19 protein-coding genes are annotated in these 17,515 nt (G+C 73.7%); 12 read left to right on the forward strand and 7 right to left on the reverse strand.

The features are described 5' to 3' along the window. Positions 1-66 precede the first annotated feature (66 nt). The 4 genes from GA0070622_RS19020 to GA0070622_RS19035 all read left to right on the forward strand — a co-directional run bounded on the left by GA0070622_RS19020 (position 67) and on the right by GA0070622_RS19035 (position 4,524). On the forward strand, positions 67-2,178 hold the full coding sequence (locus tag GA0070622_RS19020; protein ID WP_245666413.1) for a PQQ-dependent sugar dehydrogenase: 2,112 nt from the start codon (positions 67-69) through the stop codon (positions 2,176-2,178). 22 nt (positions 2,179-2,200) lie between these two features. Next, the gene (locus GA0070622_RS19025; RefSeq protein WP_091574728.1) at positions 2,201-3,142 is read left to right on the forward strand and encodes a sugar phosphate isomerase/epimerase family protein; all 942 of its coding nucleotides are present in this window, start codon (positions 2,201-2,203) and stop codon (positions 3,140-3,142) included. A gap of 123 nt (positions 3,143-3,265) precedes the next feature. Continuing rightward, complete coding sequence (locus tag GA0070622_RS19030) at positions 3,266-3,883, forward strand: class I SAM-dependent methyltransferase (protein ID WP_091574731.1); 618 nt, start codon at positions 3,266-3,268, stop codon at positions 3,881-3,883. Then, on the forward strand, positions 3,880-4,524 hold the full coding sequence (locus GA0070622_RS19035) for a class I SAM-dependent methyltransferase (RefSeq protein WP_091574734.1): 645 nt from the start codon (positions 3,880-3,882) through the stop codon (positions 4,522-4,524). Before GA0070622_RS19030 ends, GA0070622_RS19035 begins: the two co-directional genes overlap by 4 nt. Before the next feature lie 28 nt (positions 4,525-4,552). Here the strand turns inward: GA0070622_RS19035 and GA0070622_RS19040 are convergent, their stop codons facing one another. Continuing rightward, positions 4,553-5,062 (reverse strand): pyridoxamine 5'-phosphate oxidase family protein, encoded by a 510-nt coding sequence (locus tag GA0070622_RS19040; RefSeq protein ID WP_091574736.1) that lies wholly within the window; start codon positions 5,060-5,062, stop codon positions 4,553-4,555. A gap of 66 nt (positions 5,063-5,128) precedes the next feature. Continuing rightward, positions 5,129-6,127, reverse strand: a complete 999-nt coding sequence (locus tag GA0070622_RS19045) for a LacI family DNA-binding transcriptional regulator (protein ID WP_245666415.1) — start codon at positions 6,125-6,127, stop codon at positions 5,129-5,131. Between the two features lie 153 nt (positions 6,128-6,280). Here GA0070622_RS19045 and GA0070622_RS19050 point away from each other — a divergent pair, with 153 nt between their 5' ends. The 7 genes from GA0070622_RS19050 (at position 6,281) to GA0070622_RS19080 (ending at position 12,386) form a co-directional block, all read left to right on the forward strand. Continuing rightward, positions 6,281-7,432 carry a Gfo/Idh/MocA family protein gene (locus GA0070622_RS19050; RefSeq protein ID WP_091574741.1) on the forward strand — a complete coding sequence of 384 codons (1,152 nt, stop codon included), beginning with the start codon at positions 6,281-6,283 and terminating at the stop codon, positions 7,430-7,432. Continuing rightward, a complete protein-coding gene (locus GA0070622_RS19055) occupies positions 7,429-8,592 on the forward strand; it encodes a dihydrodipicolinate synthase family protein (RefSeq protein WP_091574745.1) in 1,164 nt (387 codons plus the stop codon). Before GA0070622_RS19050 ends, GA0070622_RS19055 begins: the two co-directional genes overlap by 4 nt. Continuing rightward, entirely contained in the window at positions 8,589-9,428 is an 840-nt protein-coding gene (locus GA0070622_RS19060; RefSeq protein ID WP_091574749.1) for a sugar phosphate isomerase/epimerase family protein, read from the forward strand. The genes GA0070622_RS19055 and GA0070622_RS19060 overlap by 4 nt, the downstream gene beginning before the upstream one ends. Before the next feature lie 82 nt (positions 9,429-9,510). Next, complete coding sequence (locus GA0070622_RS19065; RefSeq protein ID WP_091574753.1) at positions 9,511-10,689, forward strand: SGNH/GDSL hydrolase family protein; 1,179 nt, start codon at positions 9,511-9,513, stop codon at positions 10,687-10,689. Positions 10,690-10,709: 20 nt separating this feature from the next. Beyond that, the gene (locus GA0070622_RS19070; protein WP_245666417.1) at positions 10,710-11,297 is read left to right on the forward strand and encodes a P-loop NTPase family protein; all 588 of its coding nucleotides are present in this window, start codon (positions 10,710-10,712) and stop codon (positions 11,295-11,297) included. 49 nt (positions 11,298-11,346) lie between these two features. Then, entirely contained in the window at positions 11,347-11,706 is a 360-nt protein-coding gene (locus tag GA0070622_RS19075; RefSeq protein ID WP_091574756.1) for a hypothetical protein, read from the forward strand. A 179-nt stretch (positions 11,707-11,885) separates the two neighbouring features. After that, the gene (locus tag GA0070622_RS19080; RefSeq protein ID WP_091574759.1) at positions 11,886-12,386 is read left to right on the forward strand and encodes an HAD domain-containing protein; all 501 of its coding nucleotides are present in this window, start codon (positions 11,886-11,888) and stop codon (positions 12,384-12,386) included. Between the two features lie 38 nt (positions 12,387-12,424). On the opposite strand, the gene GA0070622_RS19085 is transcribed toward GA0070622_RS19080, so the two are convergent. From GA0070622_RS19085 to GA0070622_RS19100, 4 genes are all read right to left on the reverse strand, one after another. Next, a complete protein-coding gene (locus tag GA0070622_RS19085) occupies positions 12,425-12,850 on the reverse strand; it encodes an integrase (protein ID WP_091577665.1) in 426 nt (141 codons plus the stop codon). A gap of 63 nt (positions 12,851-12,913) precedes the next feature. Continuing rightward, positions 12,914-14,854 carry a beta-propeller domain-containing protein gene (locus GA0070622_RS19090; RefSeq protein ID WP_245666419.1) on the reverse strand — a complete coding sequence of 647 codons (1,941 nt, stop codon included), beginning with the start codon at positions 14,852-14,854 and terminating at the stop codon, positions 12,914-12,916. Between the two features lie 48 nt (positions 14,855-14,902). Beyond that, positions 14,903-15,199, reverse strand: a complete 297-nt coding sequence (locus tag GA0070622_RS19095) for a MoaD/ThiS family protein (RefSeq protein WP_091574766.1) — start codon at positions 15,197-15,199, stop codon at positions 14,903-14,905. Beyond that, positions 15,196-16,311, reverse strand: coding sequence for a WD40/YVTN/BNR-like repeat-containing protein (locus GA0070622_RS19100; protein WP_091574769.1), 1,116 nt, complete (start codon positions 16,309-16,311; stop codon positions 15,196-15,198). The genes GA0070622_RS19095 and GA0070622_RS19100 overlap by 4 nt, the downstream gene beginning before the upstream one ends. Positions 16,312-16,475: 164 nt before the next feature. Here GA0070622_RS19100 and GA0070622_RS19105 point away from each other — a divergent pair, with 164 nt between their 5' ends. Next, complete coding sequence (locus GA0070622_RS19105) at positions 16,476-16,886, forward strand: MmcQ/YjbR family DNA-binding protein (RefSeq protein WP_091574773.1); 411 nt, start codon at positions 16,476-16,478, stop codon at positions 16,884-16,886. A gap of 1 nt (position 16,887) precedes the next feature. Here GA0070622_RS19105 and GA0070622_RS19110 read toward each other — a convergent pair whose 3' ends face one another. Then, a complete protein-coding gene (locus GA0070622_RS19110; protein WP_091574776.1) occupies positions 16,888-17,424 on the reverse strand; it encodes a GNAT family N-acetyltransferase in 537 nt (178 codons plus the stop codon). Positions 17,425-17,515 lie beyond the last annotated feature (91 nt).

Consider the following 17,515-nt stretch of genomic DNA (forward strand, 5'->3'; position numbering starts at 1 on the left):
CATGCCTTTTGTAGCGTCGGCCACATCCCACGACCTGCCCGACCCGTCCCGAGCAAGGAGAGGCAGTTGACTGGACGACTCGCACTCGCCGTGGCCACGCTCACCGTCACGGCCCTCGTCGCCACCCCCACCGTCGCCACCGCCGCCCCCGGCACCGCCGCGCCACCACCGGACAGCGCCTTCCAGAAGGTGACCCTCAACGACCATCCCGGCGAACCGATGGACCTGGCGGTGCTGCCCGACCGCCGGGTGCTGCACGTGACCCGCGCCGGCGAGGTCTGGCTGCACAACCCCGCCACCGGCCGCAACACGGTCGCCGCCACGCTCGACGTCTACCGGCACGACGAGGAGGGCCTGCAGAACGTCGCCGTCGACCCGAACTTCGGCCGGGGCGGCAACAACTGGGTCTACCTCTACTACTCGCCGCCGATGGACACCCCGGTCGACGACCCGGCCACTCCCGACGTCAACGAGGGCGACGCCCCGGCCTGGGGCACCGAGGCGGACTTCGCGCCGTTCCGGGGCGTGCTGCGCCTGTCCCGGTTCCGGCTGGTGAAGGACACCCTCGACCTGCGCACCGAGCAGAGGATCCTGGACGTGCCGGTCGACCGGGGCATCTGCTGCCACGTCGGCGGCGACATCGTCTTCGACGCCAGGGGCAACCTCTACCTGTCCACCGGCGACGACACCAACCCGTTCGAGTCCGGCGGCTACGCGCCGATCGACGAACGACCGGGCCGCAACCCGGCGTACGACGCGCAGCGCACCGCGGCCAACACCAACGACCTGCGCGGCAAGATCCTGCGGATCAGGGTCGGCGCCGACGGGTCGTACTCGATCCCGGACGGCAACCTGTTCCGCCGGGGCGCCCCGGGCACCCGTCCGGAGATCTACCTGATGGGCGTGCGCAACCCGTTCCGCATCGAGGTGAACCGGAACACCGGTGAGCTGTACGTGGCCGACTACTCCCCCGACGCCCGCGAGGCCGACCCGACGCGCGGACCGGCCGGGCACGGCAAGTGGCTCGCCACCCGTCGGGCCGGCAACTTCGGCTGGCCCTACTGCGCCACCGCGGAACTGCCCTACGTCGACCACGACTTCGCCACCGGAACGTCCGGGGCGCCGTTCGACTGCGCCGCGCCGGTCAACGACTCGCCGCACAACACCGGGCTGCGCAAGCTGCCCCCGGTGCAGCAGCCGCAGGTGGCGTACACGTACGGCGACTCACCACAGTTCCCCGAACTCGGCGACGGGGGCATCGGCCCGATGGCCGGCCCGGCGTACGACTTCGACCGCCGCGCCACCCGGGGCCGCACCGCGGTGGCCTGGCCGTCGTACTACGACGGGCTGCCGCTGTTCCACGAGTGGACCCGCGACTACGTCAAGGCCTTCCGGCAGGACAAGCGGGGCGCGGTGACCGGGATCGAGCCGGTGCTGCCCTCGGTCGTCTTCGACAACCCGATGGACCTGGAGTTCGGCCCGGACGGCGCGCTCTACGTGCTGGAGTACGGCGACGGTTACTTCAGCGAGAACCCGGACGCGCAGCTCGCCCGGATCGACCACATCGGCTTCACCGGCAACCACACGCCGGTGCCGGCGGCGTCCGCCACCCCCACCGCCGGGGTCACCCCGCTGACCGTCACCTTCTCCAGCGCGGGCACCACCGACGCCGACGGCGACCGGCTGCGCTACGAGTGGTACCTCGACGACGACGACCGGGTCGACTCGCGCGCGCCGAACCCGACGTTCACCTACCGGGAGAACGGCCTCTACCGGGCGACGCTGACGGTCACCGACCAGGTGGGCCGCTCCGCGTCGACCGAGGTGCAGGTCGTGGTCGGCAACGCCCCGCCGGTGGTCGAGCTGGTCGATCCGGTCGAGGGCCAGCCGTTCGCCTTCGGCGACACCGTCACCTTCCAGGTGCGGGTGACCGACGACCAGCCGGTGGACTGCGCCCGGGTCACCGTCACCTACATCCTCGGCCACGACAGCCACGGCCACCCGCAGACCACGGCCAGCGGGTGCACCGGCTCGATCACCACCACCGTCCCGGAGGGACACGACCCGGAGACCGACAACCTCACCGGCGTCTTCGTCGCCAGCTACACCGACGCCGGCAGCGACGGCCTGCCTCCGCTGACCGGCACCGACCAGGTCGTCCTGGTCCCCTCCGCGTAGGAACCGCGAAAAGGAGAAAGCCATGTGCTACGGATTCGACGGGGAGGCCGCGCTGCGGCAGTCCCTGGACCGACGCAACCTGCTGCGCGGCTCGCTGGCGGCGCTGGCCGGTGTCGGGCTGGCCTCCGGGCTCGGCGCGACCGCCGCCCAGGCCGGCGGGCACCACCACGGGCGGCGGCACGTGCCGAAGGAGCTGATCAGCATCCAGCTCTGGACGGTCCGCGACGCGCTCAACGGCTCACCCGGCTACGACGCGACGCTGGCCCACCTGGCCCGGATCGGCTACCCCCGGGTGGAGCTGGCGCTGGGCTACTTCGGCCGCACCGCCGGGCAGCTGCGCCGGTTCCTCGACGGCATCGGCATCAAGGCCAGCTCCAGCCACGACGGCATCGCCGCCGACGCGGCCGGGCTGGAACAGAAGATCGCCAACGCCCGCACGCTGGGCCAGCGCTTCATGGTGGTGCCGTACCTGAACTCCGACAAGGAGGACGACTGGAAGCGGTGGGCGGAGCAGATGAACGTCGAGGCCGCCGCGGCGCGCAAGGCCGGCCTGCGCTACGGCTACCACAACCACGCCCACGAGTTCACCATCGACTTCGGCAACGGCCGACGCCCGTGGGACGTGCTGACCGAGGAACTCGACCCGCGCCTGGTCCACCTGGAGATCGACCTCTACTGGGCGGTGACCGGCGGCATCAACTCCGGTGAGGGCCTCGAGGACCCGGAGGGCTTCGCGCTCGACGTGATCCGCTGCGCGCCGCAGCGGGTCCTGCAGTACCACGTGAAGGACCGCGACCCGGCCACCGGCGACATGGCCGACCTGGGTACCGGGATGATCGACTTCGCCCGCATCTTCCGCCGGCACCAGGTGCTGGAGTACATCGTGGAGAACGACACCCCGGACGTGACCCCGCAGCAGACCGCCGCCGTCGGCTACCGCTACCTGCGCCGGCTGACCTACTGACGCACGCCCGGCGACGCCGGGGCCGGCCCACCGCCGGCCCCGGCGTCGCGCGTGGTGGGGCCCCCGGCCGCCGCCGGACGTGGCACGCTCGGGTGGGTCACGCACCGACCGAGGGGGTACGCGATGACCGACGAGCCGGACGAGGTCCACTACGACCGTCTCTACCGCGACACCCAGCGCCCGCCCTGGGAGATCGGCGGCCCGCAGCCGGCGCTCGCCGCGGTCCTTGACACCGGGGTACGCGGCCCCCGCGTGCTCGACGTCGGCTGCGGCACCGGTGAGCTGGCTCTGGCGTTGGCCCGGCGGGGCCTCGACGTGACCGGTGTCGACCTCTCCCCGGTGGCGATCGACCTGGCCCGGGCCAAGGCCGCCGAGGCGGGTCTGCCGGTGCGCTTCGAGGTGTGCGACGCCACCCGGATCCCGGTGCCGGACACGCCGTACGACTCGGTGTTCGACTCCGGGCTGCTGCACACGCTGGACCGCCGCGGCGCGGCCGTCGGCGACTACCTGGCGCTGCTGCCACGCCTGACCGCGCCGGGCGGCGCCGTGTTCGTGCTGGCGGTGTCGCCGGAGGCCGGCCAGGACTTCGGCCTGGCCGCCGACACCCTGCGCGCGGCGTTTCCCGAGCCGACCTGGACGGGGACCACTGTCGCGCCGATCGACGTGCTGGCCCGGGTCGAGTCCGGTGAGTTGCGCCTGGCCGGCAACCTCCTGCGCACCGTGCGCTCCGAGGCGTCGTGACGGATCTCGGCAACCAGTCGCGGTACTGGAACTCGACCGGGACGTCGAAGACCTTCGGACACCCGGTCGATCCCGCGTGGCTGGACGGCGTCGACCGGCGGGCCCGCGTCCTCGACTACGGGTGTGGGTACGGCCGGCTGGCAGGGCTGCTCGCGGAGTGGGGCTTCGAGAACGTGGAGGGGGTGGACGTCGCTCCCCGCCTCGTCGCCCGCGCCCGGGAGCGGCATCCGGGCACGCGGTTCACGGTCCTGGACCGTCCGCCCCATCTGGATGTTCCTGACGGCGGTGTCGACGTGGTGCTGCTGTTCGCCGTCTTGACCTGCCTGCCCGACGACGCCGCGCAGCGGGCCCTGGTGCGGGAGCTGCACCGGGTGCTGCGGCCCGGTGGACGGCTGTACCTCAGCGACCTGTGTCTCCAGGACGACCTCCGCAACCTTGCCCGGTATGAGCGGTTCGCCGGAAAGTACGGCACCTACGGAATCTTCGAGACCGGTGACGGGGCGGTGTGTCGACACCACACCGTGGACTGGTGGGACGATCTGCTGGCTGATTTCACCCTGGTCGCCGGCCGGGAGGTCGCGGTGGAGACGATGAACGGCCACCCGGCCCGGGCCACCCAGCGACTGCTGACCAGGCCGTGAGTGCGGGACGGCGGGGCGCGCAGGCGGGTCAGCGGCGCCAGTGCTGGCGCGGGGCGTAGCCGTCGCGGCGCAGCCAGTGCTCGGTGTAGACGATCCGGTCCGCCTCGACGACGACGAGCGTCTCCTCGGGCGGCTCGGACAGGGGGCGGCCGCGCTCGACGTGCTCGTTCTGCCAGCGGAACGCCGACCAGTGGTGCGCGTGGTCGGGGTGGTCGGGGGTGAGCACCCGGGCGGTGCCGAAGACCTGCGCGCCGCGGCTGCTGGCCAGCCCGACCAGGGGCGCGAAGACGGCGACGGACACACGCGGGTCGGCGGCGATGTTGCGCATCTTCGGTGAGCGCGGCGCGGCGGTGAACATCAGCGCGAAGTCGAGCGGGTAGTAGCGCACCGGGGTGGCCAGCGGCCCGTCCGGACCGGTGGTGGCGAGCACGCACATGTTCTGCGACGACAGCAGGTTGAGGATGCGTTCCTCGAGCCGGTCCCGGTCCAGCTTCCCGGTGGGTGTCGGCCCGGCCAGCCACGGGTTCGTCACCGGCACGACGTGTCCTCGATCATGGCGGCACCCTACCGGGCCGCTCATCCACGGGTTGGCCGGCACCGGGGGTCACGCACCGAGCTTGGCGGTACTGGCTCGCACGACCACCTCGCCGTTCATGCGCACGATCCGCCGGCGGCGGCCGGTGTTCTCGGTGAGCGCCATCTCCATCGCCTTCTCGCCCAGTTGTTGCAGCGGCAGCGCCACGGTGGTCAGCGGCGGGGTCAGGTCGCGGACGACCGGGATGTCGTCGAAGCCGGCGACGGACACGTCGCCGGGCACGGACAGGCCGTGGTCGCGCAGTGCCGCGTACGCGCCGATGGCCATCACGTCGGTCAACGCGAACACGCAGGTGGCGTCCAGTCCGCGGGTGAGCAGCTCGGTCATCGCCTGGTAGCCGCCGTCGCGGGTGAACGGCCCCTCGACCACGGCGGCCGGGTCGAGCCTCACCCCGGCGGCGGTCAGCTCGTCGCGGAAGCCGCCGAGGCGGTCGATGACGGTGGTGAGCGCGCGCGGGCCGGAGAGCACGGCGAAGCGGCGGTGGCCAAGCCCCAGCAGTGTGCGGGCCATGGCGGCGGCGCCGGCCCGGTTCTCCGGGAGCACGCTGTCGACCTTGAGGCTGCGGTGCCGGCTGACCACCGCGACCCGGCCCCCGCCGTCGAGGTAGGGCTTCAGCTCGGCCTCCATGGCCCGCTCCCAGCGGGTGTCCTCGAAGCCGGAGCCGATGAGCAGGATGGCCGGGGCGCGCTCGGCGCGCAGCATCGACACGTAGGCGATCTCCCGCTCCGGGTCGCGGAACGTGCTGGCCAGCATGACCAGCAGGTCGTTGGCGCCGGCGACGCGCATGACGCCGCCGGCGACGGCGGCGAAGTAGGGGTCGGTGACGTCGTGGCAGATGACGCCGACGGTGCGGTGGGAGGCGCCGGCCAGCGCCCGGGCGTGCGCGTTCGGGGTGTAGGCGAGCTGCGCGGCGGCGGCCAGGACGCGGTCGCGCAACTGCGGGGTGACGCGCATGCCGTTGAGCGCCCGGGAGGCCGTGGCCAGCGAGACGTCGGCGGCTCTGGCCACGTCTTCCAGGGTCACGTGCGTCCGTGGCTGCATCGATATCCCCCTACGGAACGTCTTGACCCGGCTGTCGGGGCGTGGCTACCGTAACATCCTGAAAGCGCTTACTGAAAGCGCATTCAGGAGCGTGACCGACCACCCCGGAAGGACACCCACGTGGAGCGCACGTCTATCGGGATCATCCTCAACGGCGTGACCGGACGGATGGGCTACCGACAGCACCTCGTCCGATCCCTGCTCGCCATCCGCGAGCAGGGCGGCCTGCCCGCCCGCGACGGCAGCCGCATCTGGCCGGAGCTGACCCTGGTGGGCCGCAACGAGGCCCGGCTCGCCGAGATCGCCGCCCGGCACGGGCTGGACTCGTACACCACCGACCTGGACGCGGCGCTCGCCGACGACGCCCACCGGATCTACTTCGACGCGCAGGTGACCGCCCAGCGGGAGAAGGCGATCCGGGCGGCGATCGAGGCCGGCAGGCACGTCTACACCGAGAAGCCGCTCGCGGAGGGGCTGACCGCTTCGCTGGAGCTGGCCCGGCTCGCCGCGGCGAGGGGCGTGAAGAACGGCGTGGTGCAGGACAAGCTGTTCCTGCCCGGGCTGCGCAAGCTCAAGCGGCTGGTCGACGGCGGGTTCTTCGGCCGGATCCTGTCCGTGCGCGGGGAGTTCGGCTACTGGGTGTTCGAGGGCGACTGGCAGGACGCGCAGCGACCCAGCTGGAACTACCGCGCCGAGGACGGCGGCGGCATCACCGTCGACATGTTCCCGCACTGGCACTACGTGCTGGAGCAGATCTTCGGCCCGGTCACCGCCGTCACCGCCGTCACCGCCACGCACGTGCCCGAGCGGGTGGACGAGAACGGGGTCACCTACCGGGCCACCGCCGACGACGCCGCGTACGCGATCTTCGAACTGGCCGGCGGCATCGTCGCGCAGATCAACTCCTCGTGGGCGGTCCGGGTGTACCGGGACGAGCTGGTCGAGTTCCAGGTCGACGGCACGCACGGCAGCGCGGTGGCCGGGCTGCGCGAGTGCCGCATCCAGCACCGCGGCGCCACCCCGATGCCGGTGTGGAACCCGGACCTGCCGGTCACCGAACCGTTCCGCGCGCAGTGGCAGGCCGTGCCGGACAACGCCGACTACGACAACGGGTTCAAGGTGCAGTGGGAGTCGTTCCTGCGGCACGTCGTCGACGACGAGCCGTTCCCGTGGGACTTCATGGCCGGCGCCCGCGGGGTGCAGCTCGCCGAGGCCGGCCTGCGCTCCGCCCGGGAGGGCCGGCGGATCACCGTCGAGGAGATCGCCCGGTGACCGCGCGGATCACCCTCCCGCTGCCCGGCGGCGGCACCGAGTCGCGCACGCTGCGGGAACCGGCCGGCTGGCAGCGGCCGGACGGACCGCCGGCCAGCCGGATCGCGTACGCGGCGGCGCACGTGGTCGCCGATCCGTACGCCGACAACGCACCGGACGCACCCGCGCGACTGGACTGGGACGCCACCCTCGCCGTACGGCGCGACCTGTGGTCGTGGGGGCTCGGCGTGGCCGAGGCGATGGACACCGCGCAGCGCGGGATGGGGCTGGACTGGGCGGCCACCCGCGAGCTGATCCGGCGCAGCGCCGCCGAGGCCGCCGCGTGCGGCGGACGGATCGTCGCCGGGGCCGCCACCGACCAGCTGCCCGGCGTGCCCGACACGCTCGACGAGGTCGTCGCCGCGTACGCCGAACAGGTCGGGTACGTGCAGGAGTGCGGCGCGGTCGCGGTGGTGATGGCCAGCCGCCAGCTCGCCGCGCTCGCCACCGGTCCGGACGACTACGTGCGCGTCTACGAGCGGGTGCTGCGCGAGGCCGGCGCGCCGGTGGTGCTGCACTGGCTCGGCGACATGTTCGACCCGGCCCTGGCCGGCTACTGGGGCTCGACCGACCTGGACGAGGCCACCAAGACATTCGTCGCGCTGGTGCACGCCCACGCCGACGTCGTCGACGGGGTGAAGGTGTCGCTGCTGGACGCCGACCGGGAGGTGCGGCTGCGCGAGCTGCTGCCGCCCACGGTGCGGGTCTACACCGGCGACGACTACCACTACCCGGAGCTGATCGAGGGCGACGGCCGCCGGTCCAGCCACGCGCTGCTCGGCGCGTTCGCGGCGATCGCCCCGGCCGCGTCGGCCGCGCTGCGCCGGCTCGACGCCGGGGACCCGGCCGGTTTCCGGGCGATCCTCGACCCGACCGTGCCGCTGTCCCGGCACGTGTTCGCCCCGCCCACCCGCTACTACAAGACCGGCATCGCGTTCCTGTCCTGGCTGAACGGCCTGCAACCCGGCTTCACCATGGTCGGCGGCCTGCACGGCGGGCGCGGCGTCCCGCACCTGGTCGAGGCGTTCCGGCTGGCCGACAGCGCCGGGCTGCTGCTCGACCCGGAGCTGGCCGCGCGGCGGATGCGCGCGTACCTCGACGTCGCGGGCGTGGCCGGATGACCGCCGACCCGCGGCTGGCGAAGCTGTCGCTCAACCAGCGCACCACGCGACGCTGGTCGGTGCGGGAGGCGGTCGACGGCTGCGCCCGCGCCGGCATCCCGGCCATCGGGCTGTGGCGCGAGCCGGTCGCCGAGATCGGCGTACCGGCCGCCGCGACGCTCGTCGCCGACGCCGGGTTGCGGGTGTCGTCGCTGTGCCGGGGTGGTTTCCTCACCGCCGACGGCGATGCCGCCCGGGGCGAGGCGTTGGCCGACAACCGACGGGCCATCGACGAGGCGGCCGGGCTCGGCACCGACTGCCTGGTCCTGGTCGTCGGCGGCCTGCCGCCGGGCTCCCGCGACCTGTCCGGCGCCCGGCAGCGGGTCGCTGACGCCCTGGTCGAGCTGGCCCCCTACGCGGGCGAGCGCGGGGTACGCCTCGCGTTGGAGCCGCTGCACCCGATGTACTGCGCCGACCGGGCGGTGCTGTCCACGCTCGGGCAGGCGCTCGACCTGGCCGAGGCGTTCCCCGTCGAGCAGGTCGGCGTCGTGGTGGACACGTTCCACGTCTGGTGGGACCCGGACGTGTGGCGGCAGATCGCCCGCGCCGGGCACCGCATCGCGAGCTTCCAGGTGTGCGACTTCCTCACCCCGCTGCCGGCCGACGTGCTGCTCGGACGGGGCATGATGGGCGACGGGCACATCGACTTCCCACCGCTGCGGCGGGCCGTGGAGGCCGCCGGGTACACCGGCGACACCGAGGTGGAGATATTCAACGCCGAGGTGTGGGCGACCGACCCGGACCGGGTCCTCGCCACCATGGCGGAGCGCTACGTCGAGCTGGTGCTGGCCGACTGAGGCGGTCGCCGCCGGTGGCACGAGTCGGGCCTGTCGGACGAATCAGGTGGCCGCGGGGCCCGGAACGGGGCAGGATCTGATCATGACGTCCGCCCACCCCTGGATCACCACGCCCATCACCACCGACCTGCTGCGCGGGGCGCTCGACCTGGAACGCACCGCGCACGGCGTGCTGCCGCACCGGCTGCCCGCGCCGGCCCGGGCCCGCAACACCGACCCTCAGGTGGCGATGGCCGAGGCGATGCCCTCCGGCGTACGGCTGGTGTTCCGCAGCCGCGCCACCGCCGTGGAGCTGGACGTGCTTCCCACCAAGATGGTCTACCGGGGCACCCCGCCACGGCCCGACGGCCGCTACGACCTGCTGGTCGACGGGCGTCTGACCGGGCAGGCCACCGCCGACGGCGGCAAGGTGCTCACCATCGACCTGACCACCGGTACGGCGACCACCGAGCCCGGTCCGGTCGGCACCGTCCGCTTCACCGACCTGCCCGCCACCGACAAGGACGTCGAGATCTGGCTGCCGCAACGCGAGATCACCGAGTTGGTGGCGCTGCGCACCGACGCGCCGGTGGAGACCGTCGGCGGCCGGGGCCGGCGGGTGTGGCTGCACCACGGCAGCTCGATCAGCCACGGCTCGGACGCGGAGAGCCCGACCGGCACCTGGCCGGCCATCGCCGCCGGCCTGGCCGGGGTGGAGCTGATCAACCTCGGGTTCAGCGGCAGCGCGCTGCTCGACCCGTTCACCGCCCGGGCCATGCGGGACACCCCGGCGGACCTGATCAGCGTGAAGATCGGCATCAACCTGGTGAACAGCGACGTGATGCGGTTGCGCGCGTTCACCCCGGCGGTGCACGGCTTCCTCGACACGCTGCGCGACGGGCACCCGGACACCCCGCTGCTCGTCGTGTCGTCCATCCTCTGCCCGATCCAGGAGGACACCCCCGGCCCGGGCGCCGCCGATCTCAGCACCGGCACGTTGCGGTTCCGCGCCACCGGTGACCCGGCCGAACAGGCCGCCGGCAAGCTCACCCTGCGGGTCATCCGCGCCGAACTGGCCCGGATCGTCGCGACCCGGGCCACCGAGGACCCGCACCTGCACTACCTGGACGGGCTGGACCTCTACGGCGAGGCGGACTTCGCCGAGCTGCCGCTGCCCGACGAGCTGCACCCCGACCCGGTCGCGGACCGCCGCATCGGCGAGCGCTTCGCCGCGCTGGCGTTCGGCCCCGGCGGTCCGTTCGCCGCCGACGCGGGACGGTGACGACGACGTAGGCTGCGGCGGTGACGACACCGGCTCGCATCCTCGTCTACGGGGTCTACGGCGCCGGCAAGTCGACACTGGCGCAGCGGCTGGCCGAACGCCTCGACCTGCCGTGGTGCCCGGTGGACGACCTGCTGTGGCAGCCCGGCTGGGTCGAGGTGCCGGTCGACGAGCAGCGCCGGCGGATCGAGGCGGTCTGCCGGCGCGACCGCTGGATCCTCGACGGGGCGTACCACGGCTGGCGGGACGTCGTGCTGGCCCGCGCCGACCTGGTCGTCGGCCTGGACTACCCTCGCTGGCTCTCCTTCTGGCGGCTGCTGCGACGCACCGCCCGCCGCCTGGTCAGCGGGGAGGAGATCTGCAACGGCAACCGGGAGTCGCTGCGCAGCGTGGTGTCCCGCGACTCGGTCCTGGTGTGGCACGTCGCCGCGTTCGGCCGTGCCCGGCGACGGATGCGTGCCTGGCACGCCGACCCGGCCGGGCCGCCGGTGCTGCTGTTCCGCGACCCGGCGGCCCTGGACCGCTGGATGGCCGGCCTGCCCGCCACCGCCGCCGGACGGGCTGGTCGGGTCGGTCGGGCTGGTCGGGCGCCGCTCGACGGTGTGTGATGAGGGCAGGATCCGGGTGACGCCGGACCCCTCGGCCGGAGGAGGACGCATGGCACACGGCCCGGTGCTCGTCATCGGTCTCGACCCCACCCGCTTCCCGGACTGGGACCCGGAGCCGGTCCTGGCCGCGATGGCACGCGGCCACGCCCGGTTCGCGAAGCACGGGATCGAGGCGGACCTGTGCCTGACGGCGGCCGACGCGGACGGCGAGCAGACCATCGTGGCGGCGCTGACCCGCACGGAGTACGCCTGCGTGGTCGTCGGCGGCGGCATCCGCAAGCACGAGCCGCTGCTCGGCTTCTTCGAGCGGGTCGTCAACCTGATCCGGCGACACGCCCCGGGCGCAGCGATCGCCTTCAACAGCACGCCCGAGGACACCGTGGACGCCGCGCGGCGCCACGTGCGCTAGATCGCTCCGCGCGACGGCCCCGTCGGCGCGGTCTCGCCGGGCCTGGTGTGTCACTGTCCGTAACGACGCGTCGGGGCACCGTCGCTTCGCACCGATATACCGCTGGGTCATAATCATGACTGAGCGGTATATCGGTCTCAGGTGACCACTCGTTCTCACCGCGACGGTACGGTTTTGGAGTGGATCCGGGACGCTGCCTTCTCTTCCTGGACGTCGACGGCACCCTCATCCCGTTCGCCGACCGGCCGGGCGACCGGCCCCTGACGCCGACGGGACCGGACCACGGCAACCCGCTCCTGCACCGGCTCGACCCCGACGACGGGGACCGGTTGACGGCGCTGGGCTGCCGCCTGGTCTGGGCGACCACCTGGCTGGACGACGCGAACGAGGTCCTCGCGCACCGGCTCGGCCTCCCGGCGCTGCCCGTCGTGACGTGGCCGGACGACGACGAGCAGCCGGTCGGTGGGCCGCACTGGAAGACCACCCACCTCGTGCGGTGGGCGGCCGGACGGCCGTTCGTGTGGCTCGACGACGAGATCACCGACGCGGACCGACGATGGATCGCACGCCACCACCGGGCACGGGCACTGGCCCACCGGGTCGACCCGTCCACCGGGCTGACGGAGACGGACCTGGCGGTGGTGCGCCGTTGGCTGGACGCGCCCGGCCCGGTCGCCTGACCGGAGCCGGCAGCCGTCGGCCAGCCGGCCGGCGCCGGTCAACCGGCCGCCGGGGCGGGCTGCGCCTCGGCGACGCGCCGCGTGGGATCGCCTCCGCCGAGGCCGCGAAGCCGGTCGGTGAGCAGGAAGTCGGGCCACCGGAACCGGGAGGCGTGTTCCCGCTCGGCGAGCACGAACGTGCCACCACGACGGTCGGGCCGCCAGCCGTTGCGCAGGGCGTACCCGACGACGGCGCGCACGTCGGCCGGCGTCGGGTAAGCGCCGTCGGTCGCGCACGCGGACCACGGTGTGCCCCAGGCGGTGGACAACAGATCGGCCTGGAGCGCCTCGCCGGTCTTGCCGGCGCCCCACACCCGCAGCCGGATGCACCGGTGGCAGTCACCGCTGCCCGGCACGTGCCGGATCTCCGCACGCCAGGTGACCATCCGCCCGTCGATCCACAACCGCCGCAGTCGCGTACGCATGGAGGCCATGCTGCCCGGCGCGTCCGGGCCGGACCACCTGGTTACCCGGGCGGCCGATCCGGGTCAGTCCGTCGGCACCCAGGCCAGCGGCGTCATGCCGGACAGGGCGGTCGCCCTCAACCCGGCGTCGGACACCGTCCACAGCACCCCGTCGACCACCAGCGACCGGCGGATCGGCGTCCACTCCCCGCCGTCGCGCAGGGACGTCGGATGCTCGACCGTGCCGGCCACGGTGAACCCGGTGTCGGTGACCCGCAGCACCAGCACGCCGTGGCTCGGCCGGCCCTTGCCGCCCTCGGCGCCGGCCCGGTCGGTCGCCACGCCGGGCCGGCCCACCGGGACGGCCACCAGCCGCTCCGGCGCCCAGTAGAGGAACGCGTGCGGGTCGGACTCCACCTCGGACCAGCCCCCCGCGACGTGGTGCTGGGCGATCCGGGACGTGTGGGTCGGGTCGGCCACGTCGAAGAGGGACACCTGCGTGCCCTGGACCTGACCCCGGGCGGACGCCTCCTGCCCGACCCCCAGCAGCCGACCGTCCCCGGCCGGATGCAGGTACGACGAGTAGCCGGTGATCTTCAACTCGCCGGTCACCCGGGGCGCCGCCGGGTCGCGCAGGTCCACCGTGTACAGCGGATCGACCTGCCGGAACGTCACCACGTAACCGGTGTCACCGAGGAACCGGACGGAGTGGATCCGCTCGCCCCGGCCCAGCCCGGTGACCTGACCGACCCGGGTCAGCGCCGGGCCGTCGGCGCGCAGCACGTACACGCCCGACTCGGAGCGGCCGCCGCCGCCCCAGACGTCGCCGGTGGTGGTCGCCACCCGCAGGTGGCCGTTCCACTCCGACAGGGCGTACTGGTTGATCAAGAAGCCCGGCACGGAGCCGGCGGCGACGTAGCGCGGGGTGCCAGCGGAGGTGTCGAACTGGAAGATCTCCGTGCCGGTCGACCCGGACCCGCCGTCGCGCGCCCGCCAGCGCTGGTCGTTGACCACGTAGAGGCGCGGGCCGGTGCCGTAGACGGTGTCGCCGTCGGCGACCACTGTCACCGGGTCGCCCGTGCCGAGGGCGCCCGCGCCGAGGTCGAAGCTGAGCACGGTCACCAGGGAGGCCCCGGAGAACCGGGGCGGCCGGCTGACCCGGTCGCAGCCGACCTGCCCGGTGGTGGTGCGGCCGCCCTCGCGGACCTCGTACCGGGGCAGCCAGTCGTCGATCGTGGCCCGGTCGACGACGGCGCGGTTGGCGGCGGTGCGCTGCGCGTCGGTGCCCTTGCGCGGCTGCGGGAACGTCAGTCGCGGCGTCGACCGGATCACGACGCGGGCGGTCGCGCCGACCTGCCGCGCGTCGACCAGGCTGCCGTCGATCCGGTACTCGGCGACGATCCGCGGCGCGCCGGCCAGGTCGACCAGCACCAGGCGGGGCCGACCCACCTCGGCCGGGCCCGGACGCGCCCGGTCCGCGGCCGGCTTGGTGACCCACGGGGCGCGCAGCAGCACGAGCGCGCGGTCGCCGTGCAGCAGCAGATCGCCGTCGGCACGGGCGAACCGTTCGGTGGTGCGGTCGAGCGCGAGCCGGCCGGTCAGCCGGCGGCTCACCGGGTCGATCACGGACAGCACACCGCGCCCGAGCGTGACGATGCGTCGTCCGTCGGTCTTGACCAGGTCCGGCTCGTCCACGCCGGCCTCGTGCACGGTGGTGCCCGAGTAGCCGCCCGCGCCCGCCGCCGGGGCCTGCTTCGCCACGGCCCCGTCGGCCCGCTCCGCCGCGGCCATCGGCACGGCACTACCGAACGGGTCGAGGCCCCACGGGCCGACCGCGGCCTTCGCCGCGGTGCGGAGCTGCCGCAGCGCCTCGGCACAGGAGTCGAAGGCGACCAGCCGCAGCCCGCCGGCCGGCAGCACCCGCTCCCGCGGCGGGGGCGGAGCGGGCGCGGGCCCGGTGCAGCCGGCGAGGGTCAGCGCGGCGACCACCGCCCATCCGATGGCTCGGGTTCTCCCACAGGTCATGACTCGTCAGACGACGTCACACCGGGCGCGGTTCCCGCGCGGCGCGGTTCAGCCGCCGGCCATCGCGCCGAGCACGATGAACGGCTCCTTGCCGGCGACCACCTCCTCGGGCAGCGGCGCGTCCGGCGACTCGTGGGACAGGTCCAGCTCGCAGGCGTAGAAGCGGACGAACGGACGACGCTCGCCGCTGTGCCGGTCGCGGATCGTGCCCAGCAACATCGGGTACGCGGTCTCCAGCGCGTCCAGCACCTCCCGCTGGGTGGGCGGGCCGGCCACCTCGACGCGTACCTCGCCGGTGACGTGCGCCAGGTTCTTCAGGTGGGCGGGCAGCACCACCCGGATCACGGCAGCACCTGGACCTCGACGGAGAGCACCGCCGGCAGGTCCCGCACGATCGGCGCCCAGGTGTCACCGGCGTCGGCCGAGTGGTAGACCTGGCCACCGGTGGTGCCGAAGTAGATCCCGCACGGGTCGAGGGTGTCGACCGCCATGGCGTCGCGCAGCACGTTGACGTAGCAGTGCGACTGCGGCAGGCCCTCGGTCAGCGGCTCCCAGTGCTCGCCGCCGGTGCGGCTGCGGTAGACGCGCAGCTTGCCCTCCGGCGGGTAGTGCAGCGAGTCGCTGGTGATCGGCACCACGTAGATCGTCTCCGGCTCGTGGGCGTGCACCGCGATCGGGAAGCCGAAGTCCGTCGGCAGGTCGCCGCTGACCTCGCGCCAGCTCGCGCCGGCGTCGTCGGTGCGCATGACGTCCCAGTGCTTCTGCATGAACAGCGTGTCCGGCCGGGACGGGTGCTGGGCGAGGCGGTGCACGCAGTGGCCGACCTCGGCGTCGCCGTCGGGGATCTCCCCCGAGCGGAGGCCCTTGTTGATCGGCAGCCAGCTCGCGCCGCCGTCGTCGCTGCGGAACGCGCCCGCGGCGGAGATCGCGACGTAGATCCGGTCGCGGTCGGCCGGGTCGAGCAGGATCGTGTGCAGGCACATCCCGCCCGCGCCAGGCTGCCAGGAGGGGCCGGTCGGGTGCTGGCGCAGGGCGGTCAGCTCCGACCACTTCTGCCCGCCGTCAGTGGAGACGTAGAGGGCGGCGTCCTCGCCGCCGGCGTAGACCGTCTCGGGGTCGTGGCGGGAGGGTTCGAGGTGCCAGATCCGCTTGAACTCCCACGGCCGGGGAGTGCCGTCGAACCAGAGGTGCTGCCCGACCTCGCCGTTGTAGGCGAAGTCGTTGCCGACCGTGTTCCAGGTCCGGCCGCCGTCGTCCGAGCGCTGGATCAGCTGCCCGAACCAGCCGCCGGACTGGGACGCGTAGAGCCGGTCCGGCTCGACCGGCGAGCCGGTCAGGTGGTAGATCTCCCAGCCACCGAAGTGGGGGCCGTCCACCGTCCAGTCGTCGCGCCGACCGTCCGACGTCAGGATGAACGCGCCCTTGCGCGTGCCGACAAGTACCCGTGTGGTGGTCACGTCTTCGCCTCCGTTCGACCGTTCTCCAGGGTCTGACCGTGCGCCGTGCCGAAACTCATCGCTGTCGTACTCCCCGGGTACGACAATCGGCGTGCGGACGGGCGGCGGCAAGGCTGCCGCGCCGGCCGTCCGGTCTGTCGGTGGGGGCCGTTAACCTGCGTCGCATGAGCGGCCCCGGAGACGTACCGTCCGCATACCTCGACCGCCTGCGGCCGGTCTGCCTCGGCCTGCCGGAAACCTACGAGGAGCCGGCCTGGGTGGGCACCCGCTGGCGGATCCGGTCGCGCACGTTCGCCCACGTGCGCACCGTCGGCCCCGACCACCAGACGGCCGACGCCCGGGCCGCGACGGGCGACGGTCCGCTCTGCGTGCTGACGTTCCGCTCCCCCGGCGACGAGATCGCCGGGCTGCTCGCGGTCGGGCCACCCTTCTACTCACCCGGCTGGGGCGCCGACGTGGTCGGGATGGCGCTCGACGACGCGACCGACTGGACCGAGGTCGCCGAACTGCTCACCGAGAGCTATTGCGTGCTGGCGCCGAGGAAGCTGGTGGCGCTCGTCGACCGGCCGGGGTGAGTCAGCCGAGCTTCCTGCGCAGCGTCTCGAACGCCAGGTCCGGCCGGCGTGGCAGGCCGAAACGCTCGTCGCCGTAGGGGAACGCGCTCCGCTCGCCGGTGCGGGTGTAGCCGCGCCGCTCGTACCAGGCGATCAGGTCGTCGCGCTGGACGATGACGGTCATCCGCATCTCGCCGGCGTGCCACTGCTCCCGGGCGTACCGCTCCGCCTCGGCCAGCAGCTCCCGACCCAGCCCGCCGCCCTGCCGTCCCGGCGACACCGCGAACATGCCGAAGTAGACGTGATCGTCGCGGCGTTCCAGCTGACAGCAGGCGACCGGGGCGTCCTGCTCCGCCAGGACCAGGACCACGCCGTCCCGGGCGGTCACCGCGGCGGACACCATCTCCGGGTCGGTGCGCTGCCCGTCGAGCAGGTCCGCCTCGTGGGTCCAGCCCGCCCGGGCGCGCTCGCCCCGATAGGCCGACTCGATCAGGTCGACGAGCGCGGTGACGTCGGCGGGTCCGGCGACCCGGACGGCACGGGGTGCGGGGCTGGTCATCGCTGGTCTCCACGGTCGCGGCGGCGTACCGGGCCAGCGTACGCAGGCCGCGGTGCGGCGCACCCGGCGGCACGGGGCGGCCGGGACCGGC

It is taken from the genome of Micromonospora sediminicola (assembly GCF_900089585.1).
Taxonomy (GTDB): domain Bacteria; phylum Actinomycetota; class Actinomycetes; order Mycobacteriales; family Micromonosporaceae; genus Micromonospora; species Micromonospora sediminicola.

Coding starts and splice junctions, on each gene's coding strand:
- GA0070622_RS19025 (WP_091574728.1), top strand. CDS start 2,201: ATGTGCTACGGATTCGACGGGGAGGCCGCGCTGCGGCAGTCCCTGGAC.
- GA0070622_RS19060 (WP_091574749.1), top strand. CDS start 8,589: ATGACCGCCGACCCGCGGCTGGCGAAGCTGTCGCTCAACCAGCGCACC.
- GA0070622_RS19085 (WP_091577665.1), bottom strand. CDS start 12,850: ATGCGTACGCGACTGCGGCGGTTGTGGATCGACGGGCGGATGGTCACC.
- GA0070622_RS19065 (WP_091574753.1), top strand. CDS start 9,511: ATGACGTCCGCCCACCCCTGGATCACCACGCCCATCACCACCGACCTG.
- GA0070622_RS19030 (WP_091574731.1), top strand. CDS start 3,266: ATGACCGACGAGCCGGACGAGGTCCACTACGACCGTCTCTACCGCGAC.
- GA0070622_RS19090 (WP_245666419.1), bottom strand. CDS start 14,854: ATGACCTGTGGGAGAACCCGAGCCATCGGATGGGCGGTGGTCGCCGCG.
- GA0070622_RS19105 (WP_091574773.1), top strand. CDS start 16,476: ATGAGCGGCCCCGGAGACGTACCGTCCGCATACCTCGACCGCCTGCGG.
- GA0070622_RS19110 (WP_091574776.1), bottom strand. CDS start 17,424: ATGACCAGCCCCGCACCCCGTGCCGTCCGGGTCGCCGGACCCGCCGAC.
- GA0070622_RS19075 (WP_091574756.1), top strand. CDS start 11,347: ATGGCACACGGCCCGGTGCTCGTCATCGGTCTCGACCCCACCCGCTTC.